This window comes from Ideonella margarita (assembly GCF_038066635.1).
Classification (GTDB): domain Bacteria; phylum Pseudomonadota; class Gammaproteobacteria; order Burkholderiales; family Burkholderiaceae_C; genus Ideonella; species Ideonella margarita.
In genome coordinates this window covers 80,372-96,980 of the sequence record NZ_JBBUTI010000015.1, presented here as the reverse complement: position 1 = coordinate 96,980, position 16,609 = coordinate 80,372, and the positions used below count along the sequence as shown (strand labels likewise).

The 16,609-nt window shown below is 65.0% G+C and carries 13 protein-coding genes and 1 tRNA gene; 2 read left to right on the top strand and 12 right to left on the bottom strand.

Annotation, left to right across the window (positions count from 1 at the left end; translation table 11 throughout):
* Positions 1-16 precede the first annotated feature (16 nt).
* From urtA to AACH00_RS18290, 6 genes are all read right to left on the bottom strand, one after another.
* Entirely contained in the window at positions 17-1,282 is a 1,266-nt protein-coding gene (gene urtA, locus AACH00_RS18315) for an urea ABC transporter substrate-binding protein (protein WP_341400624.1), read from the bottom strand.
* A 103-nt stretch (positions 1,283-1,385) separates the two neighbouring features.
* Positions 1,386-2,357: a response regulator transcription factor gene (locus AACH00_RS18310; RefSeq protein ID WP_341400623.1), complete on the bottom strand. Its 972-nt coding sequence runs from the start codon at positions 2,355-2,357 to the stop codon at positions 1,386-1,388.
* Entirely contained in the window at positions 2,338-5,874 is a 3,537-nt protein-coding gene (locus AACH00_RS18305) for a hybrid sensor histidine kinase/response regulator (RefSeq protein WP_341400622.1), read from the bottom strand. Before AACH00_RS18305 ends, AACH00_RS18310 begins: the two co-directional genes overlap by 20 nt.
* Positions 5,875-6,034: 160 nt before the next feature.
* Entirely contained in the window at positions 6,035-7,051 is a 1,017-nt protein-coding gene (locus tag AACH00_RS18300) for a recombination-associated protein RdgC (protein ID WP_341400621.1), read from the bottom strand.
* 122 nt (positions 7,052-7,173) lie between these two features.
* The gene (gene secA, locus AACH00_RS18295) at positions 7,174-9,918 is read right to left on the bottom strand and encodes a preprotein translocase subunit SecA (RefSeq protein WP_341400620.1); all 2,745 of its coding nucleotides are present in this window, start codon (positions 9,916-9,918) and stop codon (positions 7,174-7,176) included.
* Between the two features lie 246 nt (positions 9,919-10,164).
* Positions 10,165-11,262 (bottom strand): M23 family metallopeptidase, encoded by a 1,098-nt coding sequence (locus AACH00_RS18290; protein WP_341400619.1) that lies wholly within the window; start codon positions 11,260-11,262, stop codon positions 10,165-10,167.
* A 15-nt stretch (positions 11,263-11,277) separates the two neighbouring features.
* On the opposite strand from AACH00_RS18290, the gene AACH00_RS18285 reads away from it, so the two are divergent.
* Positions 11,278-11,598 carry a hypothetical protein gene (locus tag AACH00_RS18285; RefSeq protein WP_341400618.1) on the top strand — a complete coding sequence of 107 codons (321 nt, stop codon included), beginning with the start codon at positions 11,278-11,280 and terminating at the stop codon, positions 11,596-11,598.
* Between the two features lie 19 nt (positions 11,599-11,617).
* Here AACH00_RS18285 and AACH00_RS18280 read toward each other — a convergent pair.
* The 6 genes from AACH00_RS18280 to petA all read right to left on the bottom strand — a co-directional run bounded on the left by AACH00_RS18280 (position 11,618) and on the right by petA (position 15,930).
* Positions 11,618-11,693: transfer RNA gene (locus AACH00_RS18280), tRNA-Thr, on the bottom strand.
* A gap of 95 nt (positions 11,694-11,788) precedes the next feature.
* Positions 11,789-12,343, bottom strand: a complete 555-nt coding sequence (locus AACH00_RS18275; protein ID WP_341400617.1) for a ClpXP protease specificity-enhancing factor — start codon at positions 12,341-12,343, stop codon at positions 11,789-11,791.
* Positions 12,344-12,358: 15 nt separating this feature from the next.
* Positions 12,359-12,970, bottom strand: coding sequence for a glutathione S-transferase N-terminal domain-containing protein (locus AACH00_RS18270; protein ID WP_341400616.1), 612 nt, complete (start codon positions 12,968-12,970; stop codon positions 12,359-12,361).
* 128 nt (positions 12,971-13,098) lie between these two features.
* A complete protein-coding gene (locus AACH00_RS18265; protein WP_341400636.1) occupies positions 13,099-13,866 on the bottom strand; it encodes a cytochrome c1 in 768 nt (255 codons plus the stop codon).
* Between the two features lie 25 nt (positions 13,867-13,891).
* Complete coding sequence (locus tag AACH00_RS18260; RefSeq protein WP_341400615.1) at positions 13,892-15,301, bottom strand: cytochrome b; 1,410 nt, start codon at positions 15,299-15,301, stop codon at positions 13,892-13,894.
* A gap of 32 nt (positions 15,302-15,333) precedes the next feature.
* A complete protein-coding gene (gene petA / locus AACH00_RS18255) occupies positions 15,334-15,930 on the bottom strand; it encodes a ubiquinol-cytochrome c reductase iron-sulfur subunit (protein WP_341400614.1) in 597 nt (198 codons plus the stop codon).
* Positions 15,931-16,165: 235 nt separating this feature from the next.
* Between petA and mscL the strand changes: the two genes are divergently transcribed.
* Entirely contained in the window at positions 16,166-16,594 is a 429-nt protein-coding gene (gene mscL, locus AACH00_RS18250) for a large conductance mechanosensitive channel protein MscL (protein WP_341400613.1), read from the top strand.
* Positions 16,595-16,609 lie beyond the last annotated feature (15 nt).

Here is a 16,609-nt window from a genome sequence, read left to right as displayed (position 1 = left end):
GCGCAGCCTCACGACATCACTTCTTTTCAGGCACGTTCTTCTTGCCCTTGTTCTCGGCGATGTAGTCGCTCCACGGGTCGGCAACCACCGGGCCCGGGGTCTTCCAGACCACGTTGAACTGGCCGTCGGCCTTCACTTCGCCGATGAACACCGGCTTGTGCAGGTGGTGGTTTTCCTTATCCATCGTCGACATGAAACCGCCCGGTGCCTTGAACGTTTGGCCGGCCATCGCGGCGATCACCTTGTCGGTGTCGGTCGACTTGGCCTTGGCCACGGCCTGGGCCCACATGTGGATGCCGATGTAGGTGGCTTCCATCGGGTCATTGGTCAGCGGCTTGTCCTTGTGGCCCGGGATGTTCTTGGCCTTGGCGTAGTCGCTCCACTGCTTGATGAAGGCGGTGTTGGTCGGGTTCTTCACCGACATGAAGTAGTTCCAGGCAGCCAGGTGGCCGACCAGCGGCTTGGTGTCCACGCCGCGCAGCTCTTCTTCACCCACCGAGAAAGCCACCACCGGCACGTCGGTGGCCTTCAGGCCCTGGTTGCCCAGTTCCTTGTAGAAGGGCACGTTCGAGTCACCGTTGATGGTGGAGATCACGGCCGTCTTCTTGCCTTCGGAAGCGAACTTCTTGATCTTGGCAATGATGCTCTGGTAGTCAGAGTGACCGAACGGGGTGTACTCCTCGATGATGTCGGCTTCAGCCACGCCCTTGGACTTCAGGAAGGCGCGCAGGATCTTGTTGGTGGTGCGGGGGTAGACGTAGTCGGTGCCCAGCAGCACGAAGCGCTTGGCCGAGCCGCCGTCCTTGCTCATCAGGTATTCCACGGCGGGAATGGCCTGCTGGTTCGGTGCTGCGCCCGTGTAGAACACGTTCTTGCTCAGCTCTTCACCCTCGTACTGCACGGGGTAGAACAGCAGCGAATTCTTTTCTTCGAAGACCGGCAGCACCGACTTGCGGCTGACCGAGGTCCAGCAGCCGAACACGGCAGCGACCTTGTCCTGGTCGATCAGCTGCTTGGCCTTTTCGGCGAACAGCGGCCAGTTGGACGCGGGGTCGACCACGACAGGCTCGAGCTTCTTGCCGAGCACGCCGCCCTTGGCGTTGATTTCATCGATGGTCATCAGGGCCACGTCCTTCAGGACGGTTTCCGAGATGGCCATGGTGCCCGACAGCGAGTGCAGGATGCCGACCTTGATGGTGTCGGCGGCCTGGGCCAGCGAGCTGAAACCGAGCACGCAGGCAGTGGCTGCCAGCGCGGTGATCGAACGACGTGAGATCTTCATGGGTGGGGCTCCGTGGGACGTTGCTGAAAACCGCATCGCTGCGGACTGAGTGCAGTCTCCGCCGGGAGCCCCTGCGCACCTATACGCAAGGTGGCGTAGTTGCTCAGTCGCCCGAGCCGCCGCGCACGCGCGTCAGGGCCAGGCCGGCCGCTGCAGTGCGCGTCTCCACGCCCAGCTTTTCGAAGACGTGTTCGAGGTGCTTGTGCACGGTGCGCGGGCTGGTGCCGAGGATGTCGCCGATGTCGCGGTTCGTCTTGCCCTGGATGACCCAGTACAGCACTTCGGATTCGCGCGCGGTGAGGCTCGGGAACGAGAGCGCCAGGCTTTCCAGCAGCGCCGTCTCTGATTCCTCGCGCAGCACCAGCAGCCACTCGCCCTCGGCGCCCTGGTCATCGGCCATCGGGTGCAGCGTGAAGTTGATGCGCTGGGCACCACGCGCAATCGTCAGCGTGAGCGGGTCGGCCCCCGCGCGGCGGCGCAGCGATTCACGTGCCACCCAGGCCATCAGCTCGGGCGGCGTGGCCACTTCGGGCGCGTCGGGAAAGTACTGCGCCATCAGGCGTCGGGCCAGCGCGGTTTGCCACACCCGGCGGCCGTCGCGCTCACGCACCACCAGCGTGGCGTGGCCGAAGGCGTCCAGCGCGTGCCGGGCCTGGCGCTGCGCCCGGGCGCTGTTCAGGTGGGCAGCGATGCGGGCCAGCACCTCCCGCGGGCGCAGTGGCTTGGTGACGTAATCAATGCCACCGGCGCCGAAGGCCGCCACCACATGCTCGGTGTCGGTCAGGCCGGTCATGAAGACGATCGGGATGGCGGCGGTGGCCGGGTTCGCCTTGAGGCGGCGCGCCACCTCGAAGCCGTCCATGCCGGGCATCACGGCATCCAGCAGCACGATGTCAGGCCGGGCCTGCTCGGCGCGTTGCAGCGCGGTTTCACCGTTGGTGGCCACCAGCACGGTATAGCCGGATTCGTCGAGTGCGTCGTGCAGCACGGCGAGGTTGTCGGGCACGTCGTCCACGATCAGCACCACGTCGGTGGCGCCGCCGTCGAGGTGGGCATCAAGGGGCGCGGTGGTCATCAAGGGCTTTCGTCAAGGTCTGGGTCATGGCGTCCAGCTGGAACTGGCGCGCCTGGGATTGCAATCGGCCGAGAAACGCCTGGGCCTGAGGATGGGCTTGCTGGAGCTGCTCCAGCTGTTTCTGCACGCCCTTCACGTAGCCCAGGCCCACCAGCTCGGACAGGGCTTGCAGGGCTGCACGCGGGGGCAACGTGGTGGGGTCGCCCTCGCCTGCCGGCTGGTCTGGGGCGTCGGGGTTCGGGGTGGCATCAGAAGCTGTTGCGGACTGATTCACGGCGGGCAACCAGCTCAGGTTCAATCGCTGCCCGAGCCAGTCCAGCAGGTCGGCCACGCGCACGGGCTTCACCAGAAAGTCCGAAGGTGGCAGGCCGACGATGTTTTCCAGCCCCTTGTCGAAGGCGTTGGCCGAGACCACCGCCACCGGCGCCTCACTCAATCCTTGAGCGCGCAGGCGCCGGATAGTTTCCCAGCCGTCGATGCCGGGCATCGCCAGGTCCATGAAGATGGCATCGGGCTGCAGGCTCGCCAGGCGTTGCAGGCCCTCTGCGCCCGACGCGGCCTGTTCAATCTCGAAGCCCAGCGGCTGCAGCAGGTCAACCAGCAGCTGCCGGTCGGCCTCTTCGTTGTCGACCACCAGGATGCAGCGCCGCGGGCCCGCATAGCCCACGCGCGGGGTGCGGGGCAGCGCGCGCTCGGCCAGCTCCGGCCGCACCTCGGGCAGGAACAGGCGCACGCTGAAGGTGCTGCCCTCGCCCGGCTGGCTGCGCACGGTGAGCTCACCGCCCATCAGGTCGGTCAGCATCTTGCTGATGGTCAGCCCCAGCCCCGTGCCACCTGCCGATGCCGTGCCGGCCGCCGAGCCGCGCTCGAAAGGCTCAAACACCCGCGCCAGCTCGGTCTGGGTCATGCCCGGGCCGGAATCGATGATGTCGAAGCGGGCCATTTCCCGCTGGTGCAGCACCCGCAGCGTCACCTGGCCGGTGCGGGTGAACTTCACCGCATTGCCCAGCAGGTTGATGAGGATCTGGCGCAGCCGGCGCTCGTCAGCCCGCACCACCTCCGGCAGGGCTTCGCCGCCGTCCAGCACGAAGCCGATGCCCTTGGCCGCGGCCTGCAGCTCGAACATGCGGGCGAGCTCAAGCACGCATTCGCGAAAGCGCATGGGCCGCACATCGAGCGTGACCTTGCCGCCTTCGATGCGCGCCACATCCAGCGTGCCTTCGATCAGGCTCAGCAGGTGGTCGCCGCCGCGCCGGATGACGCTCACGGCCTGGCGGCGGTGCGCGGGCATCGCCGGGTCTTCCTCCAGCAGCTGCGCATAACCGAGGATGCTGTTGAGCGGCGTGCGCAGCTCGTGGCTGATGGCGGTGATGTAGCGGGTCTTGGCCTGGTTGGCGGCATCGGCCACGCGCTTGGCTTCCTGCAACTGCAGGTCGGTCTGGGCGTGTGAGTCAATTTCGCGCACCAGCGCCTCGGTCTGCCGCGAGATTTCTTCCTGCGCCACTTCGCGGCTCTTGTGCGCCAGCACCAGCCACCAGGCGACCACGCCCGCCACCAGCAGCAGGGCCGCGTAGGCCTTCACGAAGCCGGCTTGCAGCACCGGGGCCAGCTGCGCCGTGAGATCGGGGCCGCCGCGCCGCTCGATCGCCTGCAGCTCCTGGTGATAGAGCAAGCCGAACAAGGCGCCGAGGGCCGGCACGATCAAGCCCATCAGCAGCAGGTAGTGGCCCAGACCGGTGTCGATGCGGCCAGCCAGCCGCTGCGGCAGCACGCGCTTGAGCAGCCGCTGCCACGGGCCCCAGAGCTGGTCGGCCAGGCGGGGCTGGGGCTTGCAGCGGTCGCCGCAGCGCGCGTCCAGCGTGCAGCAGAGCGAGCAGATGGCGCCACCGTAAGCCGGGCAGCCGGCCATGTCTTCGGCCTCGTAGGCGCCTTCGCACACCACGCAGCGCTGCACGCTGCCGGGCGGGCCCCAGCGCAGGTAGCGGCCGGCGTCGTCGTCGGGTGACCGTGCGAGGTAAAACCGCCCACCAGTGCCCCAGGCGATCAGGGGTGCCGCCACCAGGGCCGTGACCGCCGCCACCGCCGCCGAAAAAGCCTGCGCCAGCGGGCCGAACGCGCCGAGGTGCGCCGCCACCGACAGCACCGACGCCAGCCCCATCGCGCCCACGCCCACCGGGTTCACGTCGTGCAGATAAGCGCGGCGGAACTCGATGCCCGGCGGGCTCCAGCCCAGTGGCTTGTTGATGACCAGGTCGGCCACCACGGCCATGATCCAGGAGATGGCGATGTTCGAAAACAGGCCGAGCACCTCGCCCATGGCCTGGAACACATCCAGCTCCATCAGCATCAGCGCGATGAGGGTGTTGAACACCATCCACACCACGCGGCCCGGGTGGCTGTGCGTCAGCCGCGAGAAGAAGTTGCTCCAGGCGAGTGAGCCGGCATAGGCGTTGGTGACGTTGATCTTCAGCTGCGAGACGATGACGAACAGGGCCGTGGCCGCCACCGCCCAGCCGTAGTGGCCGAACAGGGTTTCGTAGGCGGCCAGGTACATCTGGTTCGGGTCTACCGCGCGGTCGGCCGGCACCATGTGGCCCAGCGCCAGCCAGGCCAGCAAGGCGCCGCCCAGCATCTTCAACACGCCGGGCAGCACCCAGCCCGGGCCGCCCACCAGCACGCCGAACCACCAGCGGCCGCGGTTGCGCAGCGTGCGCTCTGGCATGAAGCGCAGGTAGTCAACCTGCTCACCCAGCTGCGTGATGAGCGCGATGCCCACCGTGGTGGCCGCCCCGAACAGCAGCACATTGAACTGCCCACCCTGCCCGTTTTCACCGGCATAACCCGCCAGCTCACCGAGCACGCCGGGGTGCTGCCAGAACACCGCGATGTAGGGCAGCACCAGCATGGCCAGCCACAGCGGCTGCGTCCACACCTGCAAGCGGCTGATGGCGGTGACGCCGTAGGTGACCAGCGGGATCACCGCCAGCGCGCACAGCAGGTAGCCCCAGGCGGGCGGAATGTCGAAAGCCAGCTCCAGCGCGTAGGCCATCACGGCGGCTTCGAGCGCAAAGAAGATGAAGGTGAAGCTGGCGTAGATGAGCGAGGTGAGCGTGGAGCCGAGGTAGCCAAAGCCGGCGCCGCGGGTGAGCAGGTCCATGTCGACGCCGTGGCGGGCGGCATAGATGCTGATGGGCAGGCCCGCCAGGAAAATCACCAGCCCGGTGACCAGGATGGCCCAGAAGGCATTGATGAAGCCGTATTGCACAAGCAGGGTGGCGCCCACGGCCTCCAGCACCAGAAAGGACGCCGCACCAAATGCCGTGTTGGCCACCCGCCACTCTGACCATTTGCGGAAGGAGCGCGGGGTGAAACGCAGCGCGTAGTCTTCCAGCGATTCCGCACCGACCCAGGCGTTGTAGTCGCGGCGGATCTTCACCACGCGCTGCTGCGCGGGGGGCGCAGGCGCGGCAGGGTCAGGCCGGGCGGTGTTGAGGGAAGAAGCGGCGGGCGTTGTCATGAACAGGCAGGCCAAGGGGCCTACCCTGTTCATTCAAGAAGCGCACCACCTTTGCGCCATGAACCAACGCCGTTTCGCACTGTTGCAGGGCGAAATCAGGGCGCAAACCAACGCTTTGCGCCCGGCGGGTGCTCAAGACGCACCCGCATGGTGCCGACGCTCAGTCCCAGGGCGCCGTGGTGGTGTCGGGGCTGGCCGCGGCTGCAGGGGCAGCGGTGGCTGCTGCGGCAGGGGCCGCCGCAACGGCGGCGCCCGTGAGCTGCGCCGGCATCGCGCCGGGCTGCAGCTCGCCGTCGAGCGCGTTGATCAGGTCCGGAATCAGCTGGCACAGCTCGCCGGTAGAAATCGCTGCGTCGGCATCAAAGGCTTCTTCCGGCGTCGACTTCGAGCCCTTGGTGCTTTCGAACACCACGTCATCAAAGGCCAGGCGCTTGATCTGCAGCAGGTCGGTCAGCACGAAGGACACGCGGCCGGCCCAGGTCAGCGCCAGGCGGGTCGGCTGCTTGCCCAGGGTGATGTGCGCGCGCACCTCATCGATGTCGAGGTTGTGTCGGGCATAACGCACCACCGACTTCATCTCGTCAGCCGACTTCAGCTCGCACTCGCGGTCCACCGTGAAGCCCTGCGGCGGCTCACCGGTCGACAACCAGTGCGACATCGCCACGGCCGGGCTCATCGTGGTCTGCAGCGGCTGCACGGCAAAGCCCGGCATCGCCTTGACCAGTTCGGTCACCACGTCTTCGGCGCGCTTGGCACTGGTGGCGTCGACCATCAGCAAGCGGGCTTCCGGGTCGATCCAGATGCGCACCGCCGCCTGGCGGGTGAAGGCCTGGGGCAGCAGCTCCAGCAGCGCCTGCTCCTTCAACTCCTTGGTTTGCTTCTTGCCCGGCTTGCGGCCGGTGGTCAGCTCGATGTGGGCGGCAATCTCTTCGGTGCGACGGCGCACCACCGAGCCCGGCACCATCTTCTGCTCCACCATCAGCTTGAGCAGCCACTGGCCGGCGATCATCTCGATCAGCGGTGCATGCGCCACGCCGCGTGGCTCAACCCAGCCCAGGGACATCGGCTGGCTGGCACCACACTCGACAAAACGACCCTTGTCGAGCGCGTCGAGAGCGGCCAGCAGATCGGGCGTCCAGTCCGGGCCGATGCGGTAAACGATCAGATTCTTGAACACGTGTGACCTCGTGAAAGCAACACCCCGCCGAACTTGCGTTGCGGCGGGGCGGTGGAAAGGGTTGGATCGTCGCCCACCACAAGCTCAAGCGATGAGCCTGTGGCGATGCGACGAGAAGCAGATCAGCTCAGACGACCGTGGCAGGCCTTGTACTTCTTGCCGCTGCCGCATGGGCAGGGGTCGTTGCGGCCGACTTGCGGCACGGACGCAACCTGGGTCGCCGGGTCGGCTTCCTGGGTGACGCTGCCGTCTTCGTTCGGGTGCGTGTAGGTGACGTTGCGCACCTGCTCAGCCCGCTCCTCGATGGCCTCGGCGGCTTCCGCCACCTGCTCCTGGCTCTGGATGCGCACGGTCATCAGCACGCGCGTGACTTCCATCTTCACCACGTCGAGCAGCTGCGAGAACAGATCAAACGCCTCGCGCTTGTATTCCTGCTTCGGGTTCTTCTGGGCGTAGCCGCGCAGGTGGATACCTTGACGCAGGTAGTCGAGCGCAGCCAGGTGTTCACGCCAGTGCGAGTCGATGGACTGCAGCAGCACCATGCGCATGAACGGCGTGAACTGCTCACCGCCCACCAGTTCAAGCTTGGCATTGAAGGCGTCATCAGCCGCCTTCAGGACCACGACCAGCACGTCTTCGTCGGTGATGCTGTCGCTCTTCGCGACCATGTCCTGCAACGGCACCTCGAGTTGCCACTCGTCGCGCAGCGTCTTCTCCAGGGTCGGCAGGTCCCACTGCTCTTCCAGGGTTTCCGCCGGCACGTAGGTGCGCACCACGTCGGTCATCGTGGCCTGGCGCAGGTGGCCGATCTGCTCAACCAGCGTCTGCGCTTCGAGGATCTCGCTGCGCTGCTGGTAGATGACCTTGCGCTGGTCGTTCGACACGTCGTCGTACTCCAGCAGCTGCTTGCGCACGTCGAAGTTGCGGGCTTCCACCTTGCGCTGGGCCGACTCGATCGAGCGGGTCACGATGCCGGCTTCGATCGCTTCGCCCTCGGGCATCTTCAAGCGGTCCATGATGGCCCGCACGCGGTCGCCCGCGAAGATGCGCATCAGGGAGTCGTCAAGCGACAGGTAGAAGCGCGAAGCGCCCGGGTCACCCTGGCGGCCCGAGCGGCCACGCAGCTGGTTGTCGATGCGGCGCGATTCATGGCGCTCGGTGGCGATGATGCGCAGGCCGCCAGCGGCCTTCACCTGGGCGTTCAGTGCCGCGGCTTCGTCCTTCAGCACCTGGACGCGCTGGGCCTTGTCGGCCTCGGACAGCGACTCATCGGCTGAAACCGCCTGCACCTGCTTCTCGACGTTGCCGCCGAGCACGATGTCGGTGCCGCGACCGGCCATGTTGGTCGCGATGGTGATCACGCCCGGACGACCGGCCTGGGCCACGATCTCGGCTTCACGCGCATGCTGCTTGGCGTTCAGCACCTGGTGCGGCAGCTTGGCGGCCGTCAGCAGGTTGGAGATCAGCTCGGAGTTCTCGATCGAGGTGGTACCCACCAGCACTGGCTGGCCACGTTCGTGGCAGCCGCGGATGTCCTCGATCACGGCGTTGAACTTCTCGCGGCTGGTCTTGTAGATCAGGTCGAGTTCGTCCTTGCGGATGGTCGGGCGGTTCGGCGGGATCACCACGGTTTCGAGGCCGTAGATTTCCTGGAATTCGTAGGCTTCGGTGTCGGCCGTGCCGGTCATGCCACCGAGTTTGCCGTAGAGGCGGAAGTAGTTCTGGAAGGTGATCGAGGCGAGCGTCTGGTTCTCGCTCTGGATCTGCACGCCTTCCTTGGCCTCGACAGCCTGGTGCAGGCCATCCGACCAGCGGCGACCCGACATCAGGCGGCCAGTGAATTCGTCAACGATGACCACCTCGCCGTCCTGCACCACATAGTGCTGGTCACGGTGGTAGAGGTTGTTGGCACGCAGGGCTGCGTACACATGGTGCATCAGCGAAATGTTGGCCGGGTCATACAGGCTGGCGCCTTCGACCAGCAAGCCGGCTTCAGCCAGGATGCGCTCGGCGTTTTCATGGCCGTCTTCGGTCAGGAAAACCTGGTGGGTCTTCTCATCGACCGTGAAGTCACCGGCCTCGATGACGCCTTCGCCGGTGCGCGGATCGGCTTCACCGATCTGCTTCTTCAGGCGCGGCACGACGCTGTTGATGCGCACGTACATCTCGGTGTGATCTTCGGCCTGGCCCGAGATGATCAGCGGGGTGCGGGCTTCGTCGATCAGGATCGAGTCCACTTCGTCGACGATGGCGTAGGCCTGGCCGCGCTGGACGCGGTCGCCGAGCTCATAGACCATGTTGTCGCGCAGGTAGTCGAAGCCGAATTCGTTGTTCGTGCCGTAGGTGATGTCGGCGCGGTAGGCGGCCTGCTTCTCGGCGCGGTCCATGCCGGGCACGTTCACGCCCACGCTCAGACCCAGGAAGTTGTAGAGGCGGCCCATCCACTCGGCGTCACGCCGGGCGAGGTAGTCGTTCACCGTCACCACATGCACGCCCTTGGCAGGCAGCGCATTCAGGTAGACCGGCAGCGTGGCCATCAGCGTCTTGCCTTCGCCGGTGCGCATTTCAGCGACCTTGCCCGAGTGCAGCGTCATGCCGCCGATCAGCTGCACATCGAAGTGCCGCATCTTCAGCACGCGCTTGCCGGCTTCACGCACGGTGGCAAAGGCCTCGGGCAGCAAGGTGTCGAGCGTCTCGCCCTTGGCCAGTCGTGCGCGGAATTCTTCGGTCTTGGCCTTCAGAGCCGCATCGTCGAGCCGCTCGAACTGGGCTTCCAGCGCATTGATCGTCTCGACCGTGCGGCGAAAGCCTTTGAGCAGCCGGTCATTGCGACTGCCGAAAATCTGGGTAAGGAGCTTGGGCAACATGCAGCGTCAGGGCCTGAAAACAAGTGGCGACGCGCCCGCAGCGGCAGGCGTGCCAGCGGTCAGGCGCAGACGTTTGCCGGGCTTGGCGAACGCCGTCTACCCGATATGGGGACGGCCGCCTGTCCTGCAAGCGCCCTATGCGTCGCAAAGCGTCAAAGTTTAGCATCCGGCACACCCATGACCGAGCGATGACGGCCCGGGCCTACCGGGGGAATGCCCGCGTACGACGCGGGCCGTGCGTGCAGATCAGCGAGCGAGCGTGCCGGCGGACGGCTCGCCGGCGGGCGCTGGCACTGGCCGACTGACGTTCGGGGCTGCCGGCGGAGCTGACACGACCGGGTTGACACGAGCTGGCCCGCTGGTCACCACGGGCGCATTGGCAGCCACCGGCCCGGTGGCCGGAGCGGGCTGCCCGCCGTTCGCCAGGAACCGCGCCGGGTTTTGCGGCACTCCATCCAGCAACACCTCGAAGTGCAGGTGCGGCCCGGTGGACCGTCCCGTGCTGCCGACCAGGGCCACTTCCTGGCCGCGCTTGATCAGATCCCCCGTCTTCACCAGGATGCGCGAGGTGTGCGCGTACCGGGTGACGAGGCCGTTGCCGTGGTCGATTTCCAGCAGCTGCCCGTATTGCGGATGCATTTCAATCGAGGACACCACGCCACCGGCCGCCGACACGATGGTGGCCCCGACATCGGCCGCGAAATCCATGCCGGTATGCAGCGCTGGCCGGCCAGTGAAGGGGTCAGCCCGGAAACCGAAGCCCGAGCCCAGAGGCGCATTCACCGGACGGGTGTTGGGCACCATCAGCGCCGTGAGCCGGCTCTCGAACAGGCGCGATTCGGCCAGGGTGAAAACGTCGCCGCGCAGGTCGGCTTGTTGCTCCAGCACCTGCAGCGCCTGGTTCAGCAATTCGGTGGTGGGGTGGTCCAGCGGGATGAACGGGCCGCCCTTGCCGCCTGCCCCCGTGGCGGCAGCGTCACCGGCCGGCTGAAGAGCCTTGAGGTCATCGGCCTTCACGCCCGCCAGGCCCGACAGGCGTTCGCCCATCACTTCCAGCTTGATCATGCGGGCCTGGAGATCGCCCACCTTGTTGGCCATGGCGTCGAGGTTGTCGCGCATGAACCGGTCGCGCTGCGCGAATTCATCGCGCACGACCAGCTTGACCAGCTGGCTGACAACCGGCCACCCTTCCTGAGCCGCCTTGAGAAAGACAAAGTGGTACACCGTGCCCGAAAGGAGCAGCAAGGTGGCAACCACCGTCGCCGCGAGCATGGCCAGCTGCGGGCGACTGAAAGTCAGCGTGCGTGTCTTCGACAGTCCGCTGTGGGTGATCATGATCTGCATCGCTACACTCCCTGCATGTCCAAGCCCGCCCGCCAGCAGCCATACACGCGCCCCATCACCGAAGCCCTCGGTGCGAACGCGATGCTGGGCCAGTTGCTGGCACGACTGCGCGAATCGCAGGAACGGTTTGCGGCGGTTCAGCCCGTGCTGTCACCGGCCATGCGGCGGCATGTACGCCCTGGCTCCATCGACGAGGAAGGCTGGAACCTGCTGGTGCCCAACGGTGCAGTCGGTGCCAAGTTGCGGCAGAGCCTGCCCTTGATCGAGCAGGTCCTGTTGGACCAAGGCTGGCCTGCATTGCCGGTGCGGGTCAAGGTTCAAGCCACCCAGGCCTGATCGAGCGCGCGGACGGCGGTGGTGCCGGCTATCCGAATCGAACGGATGACCTACCGCTTACAAGGCGGTTGCTCTACCAACTGAGCTAAGCCGGCACGTGAAAAAAGTCATTCTAGAGCCTGTAGCGCTGTCTTCCTGACGCGCCGGCCCCGGAAGGGGCAGCAGGCAAGCTGAATGGGCCGCAGCGAGCTTACTTGACGCGCTTGAGCGCGGGGCGCGGGCTGGCTGGCGGCGGGGTGTCGTCACCGCCATCGACCGGAGCCGGCACATCAGCAGCTGAAGACTCGCCGGCATCAGAGGCCAGTCGCAAGCCAGGGCCAGGCACCGGCCGGGCTGCGTTCAAGTCGGCGGCGACCTCGTCGATCACCTCGACCGCTTCCGGCGCGTCGCCGGCTGCGGCGTCAGGCGCCGGCATGGGGAAGGCCATGCCCTGCCCGTTTTCACGGGCGTAGATGGCAACCACATGGTCGACGGGCACCACGATTTCGCGGGGAACGCCACCAAAACGGGCCTTGAACTCGATGAACTCATTGCCGAGCTTCATGCCGCTCGTGGCTTCGAAGCCCACGTTCAGCACGATCTCGTTGTTCTTCACATACTCCATCGGCACCTGCACACCACGGCCCACCGCCACCGCGAGGTAAGGGGTGAAGCCGTTGTCGGTGCACCAGTCGTGCAACGCACGGATCAGGTACGGCCGGGTGGAGGTTCCCTGCGCATCTGCAGGAGGCGTGATCGAGTTCATGGCGGCCCGTTGCGCTTACTTGCGCATCACCTTCTCGGAAGGCGTCAGTGCTTCGATGTAGGCCGGGCGCGAGAAGATGCGCTCAGCGTACTTCAGCAGCGGAGCGGCGTTCTTCGACAGGTCGATGCCGTAGTAATCCAGACGCCACAGCAGCGGCGCGATGGCCACGTCGAGCATCGAGAAATCGTCGCCCAGCATGTACTTGTTCTTCAGGAAGATCGGGGCCAGCTGGGTCAGGCGATCACGGATCTGCGCACGGGCCTTTTCCAGTTGCTTGTCGTTGCCCTTGATGCCGCGGCTTTCGAGAATGTTCACGTTGGCGAACAGTTCCTTCTCGAAGTTGAACAGGAACAGGCGGACGCGTGCACGAGCGACCGGGTCTCCGGGCATCAACTGCGGGTGCGGGAAACGCTCATCAATGTACTCATTGATGATGTGCGACTCGTACAGGATCAGGTCGCGTTCAACGAGGATAGGAACCTCGTTGTACGGGTTCATCAGCGCGATGTCTTCGGGCTTGGCGAACAGGTCGACGTCGCGGATCTCGAAGTCCATGCCCTTTTCGAACAGGACAAAACGGCAACGGTGCGAATAGGGGCAGGTCGTTCCGGAGTAAAGCACCATCATGGTGGGAAGCTCCCTTCAGAAGCAGTTCACAGGCGCACGCGAGGCGCGCACAAAACAGAAAAACGCAGTGGGCCTGAACGGCACACACTGCGCGAGGTGCCCAGCCGCCTCAGCAGCCGGGCCGGGGATCACTTGACGTCTTTCCAGAAAGACGCGTTCAGTCGCCAGGCGATGACCATGAACACGCCCAGGAACAGGATGACGACCACACCCAGACGATAACGCTGGTGCTGGGCCGGCTCGCCCATCCACTGCAGGTAGGCCACCAGATCGCCGATGGCGCTGTTGTACTCCTGGGTGGTCATCGTGCCCTTGGTCAGGGCGGTCATGCCCGTCATGCGGTGCTCGGTCTTGGCCGGATCATGCGCGTCCTTGACTTCCTCGAACACGGCAGCCTGCTGACCTTGCAGTTCCCACAGCACGTGCGGCATGCCGACGCCAGGGAAAGCAGTGTTGTTCCAGCCAGTCGGACGGGTGTCGTCACGGTAGAAACCACGCAGGTAGGTGTAGAGGTAGTCGGCGCCGGTGCCCTGCGAGCCAGCGCGCGAGCGCGCGATGACGGTCAGGTCAGGCGGCACGCCACCGAAGAAGGCCTTGGCTTCCTTCGGATCAAGCGAAACCTTCATGGTGTCGCCGACCTTTTCGGTGGCGAACATCAGGTTCTGCTTGATCTGCTCTTCGGTCAGACCGATGTCGCGCATGCGGTTGTAGCGCATGTATGCCGCACTGTGGCAATTCAGGCAGTAGTTGACGAACAGCTTGGCACCGTTTTGCAGTGACGAGACGTCGGTCATCTTCTCCGTCGGGAACTTGTCCCACGGAGCGCCACCCGAGTTGGCCATCGCACCCGAAACCAGGCACAGCGTTGCGGCGAGGCCAGCAATGAATTTCTTGATCATGGTTGTGCTCCTGCCGTCGGGTTCAGTGCGGGTGGAAGTTCACGCGATCCGGCACTTGCTTGAAGGTGCCGATCTGGCTCCACCACGGCATCAGCAGGAAGAAACCGAAGTAGAACAGGGTACCGACCTGCGACACGATCGTGCCGATGGTCGAAGGCGCCTGGATACCCAGATAGCCCAGCACCACGAAGATCACGACGAACACGCCGTACAGCACCTTGTGCCACTGCGGACGGTAGCGGATGGACTTCACCGGGCTGTAGTCGAGCCAAGGCAGGAAGAACAGGATGATGACGGCACCACCCATCACCACCACGCCCCAGAACTTCGCGTCGAAGGTCTTGAGCAGCAGGATGGCGACGAGCGCAGCACCCACCACCAGGCCCTTGGCGATCAGGTTCAGGCGGCCCTTCAGCAAAGCACCCACCGCAGCCAGGCCGAGGATGACGCACAGCACGTTGACCATCACGTCGGTCGTGGCACGCAGCATCGAGTAGAACGGCGTGAAATACCAGACCGGGGCGATGTGCAGCGGCGTCTTCAGCGGGTCAGCCGGGATGAAGTTGTTGTACTCGAGGAAGTACCCACCCAGCTCAGGCGCGAAGAAGATGATCGAGCAGAACACCAGCAGGAAGCCGCTGACACCCAGGATGTCGTGCACCGTGTAGTACGGGTGGAACGGGATGCCGTCCAGCGGGTGACCCTGCGCGTCCTTCGGAGCGTTCGGGCCCTTGATCTCGACGCCGTCCGGGTTGTTCGAACCCACTTCGTGCAGCGCGATGATGTGCGCAACCACCAGGCCCAGCAGCACCAGCGGCACGGCGATGACGTGGAAGCTGAAGAAGCGGTTCAGGGTGGCGTCGCCGACGACGTAGTCACCGCGGATCAGCAGCGCCAGGTCCGGGCCGACAAACGGCACGGCAGCGAACAGATTCACGATCACCTGGGCGCCCCAGAAGGACATCTGGCCCCACGGCAGCAGGTAGCCCATGAAGGCTTCGGCCATCAGCGCCAGGAAGATGGCGCAACCGAAGATCCAGACCAGCTCGCGCGGCTTGCGGTACGAGCCGTAGATCAGGCCACGGAACATGTGCATGTACACGACCACGAAGAACGCCGAGGCGCCAGTCGAGTGCATGTAGCGGATCAGCCAGCCCCAGGGCACATCACGCATGATGTATTCCACCGAGGCGAACGCCAGGTTGGCGTCCGGCTTGTAGTGCATCACCAGGAAGATGCCGGTGACGATCTGGATCACCAGCACCAGCAGTGCCAGCGAACCGAAGAAATAGAAGAAGTTGAAGTTCTTCGGCGCGTAGTACTCGGAGAGGTGCTCCTTGTACAGCTTCGACGCGGGGAAACGGTTGTCCACCCAGGTCAGCAGCTTCTCGCCTGCGGTGGCGTTAGCCGGCGCGACTTTGAATTCAGCCATGATTGCCTTTCGTCTTGTCTTGGGCGCCGGGGTCAGGCCTTCTTGTCCTCACCGATCAGCACCTTGCTGTCGGAGAGGAACATGTGGGGCGGGACTTCCAGGTTGTCAGGCGCGGGCATGTTCTTGAACACGCGGCCGGCCATGTCGAAGATCGAACCGTGGCAAGGGCACAGGAAGCCACCTTGCCAGTCGTCCGGCAGCGACGGCTGCGGGCCGGCCACGAACTTGTCCGACGGCGAGCAACCCAGGTGGGTGCACACGCCGATGACGATCAGGAACTCTTCCTTGATCGAACGGCCAGCATTCTTGGCGTATTCAGGGATCGGGTAAGCCGTGCGCTCGGAAGCCGGGTCAACCAGCTTGGGCGTCAGGGTCTTGAGCGCTGCCACCTGCTCGGGCGTGCGACGCACGACCCAGACAGGCTTGCCGCGCCATTCAACGGTCAGCTTCTCACCGGGTTTGATACCGCTGATATCAACCTCGACGGCCGCACCGGCCGCCTTGGCGCGCTCCGAAGGCGCAAAAGTGCTGACAAAGGGCACGGCTACGGCCACGCCACCCACGGCACCAGCACAACTCGAGGCGATCAGCCACGTGCGCTTGCCTTGGTCCACCGCGTTATCACTCATGGGGGTCCTTCTTGGAGCTCTGGGAAGACGACAAAAACTGCAGAGTTTGGTTCTCGGCCAATCGCGCATTTTAGCGGACAAGCAACGCTGTTCCCACGTCTGTGTGCAAGCTTGCTCGCTAAACACGACAAAAGTATTGGCCCGAGCGGCTTATGCCGCAATACTGCCGACCGGCGGGAGCGAGCTATTCGAGGTCGTTTCCGCGCCACAAGTAGATCAAGCAGGAGTAGAGAACATGAGTTTTGGATCCGAATTCAAGGAATTCGCCATGAAGGGCAATGTCGTCGACCTCGCGGTTGGCGTCATCATCGGCGGTGCATTCGGCAAGATCGTTGATTCGGTGGTGGCCGATCTGATCATGCCTTTCGTCGGCGTGCTCTTCGGCGGCCTCGACTTCAGCAACTACTTCATCCCGCTGGCAGGCCAGACGGCCACCACGCTGGTGGAAGCCAAGAAGGCCGGCGCGGTGTTTGCCTATGGCAGCTTCATCACGGTGGCACTGAACTTCGTCATCCTCGCTTTCATCATCTTCATGATGATCAAGCAGATCAACCGCATGAAGAAGTCGGAAGCTGCCGCCCCGGCCGAGCCGGCTGCACCGGCCCCGACGCCGGAAGACGTGCTGTTGCTGCGCGAAATCCGCGACGCCCTGGCCAAGCGCTGAGACGCTTGAAGCCGA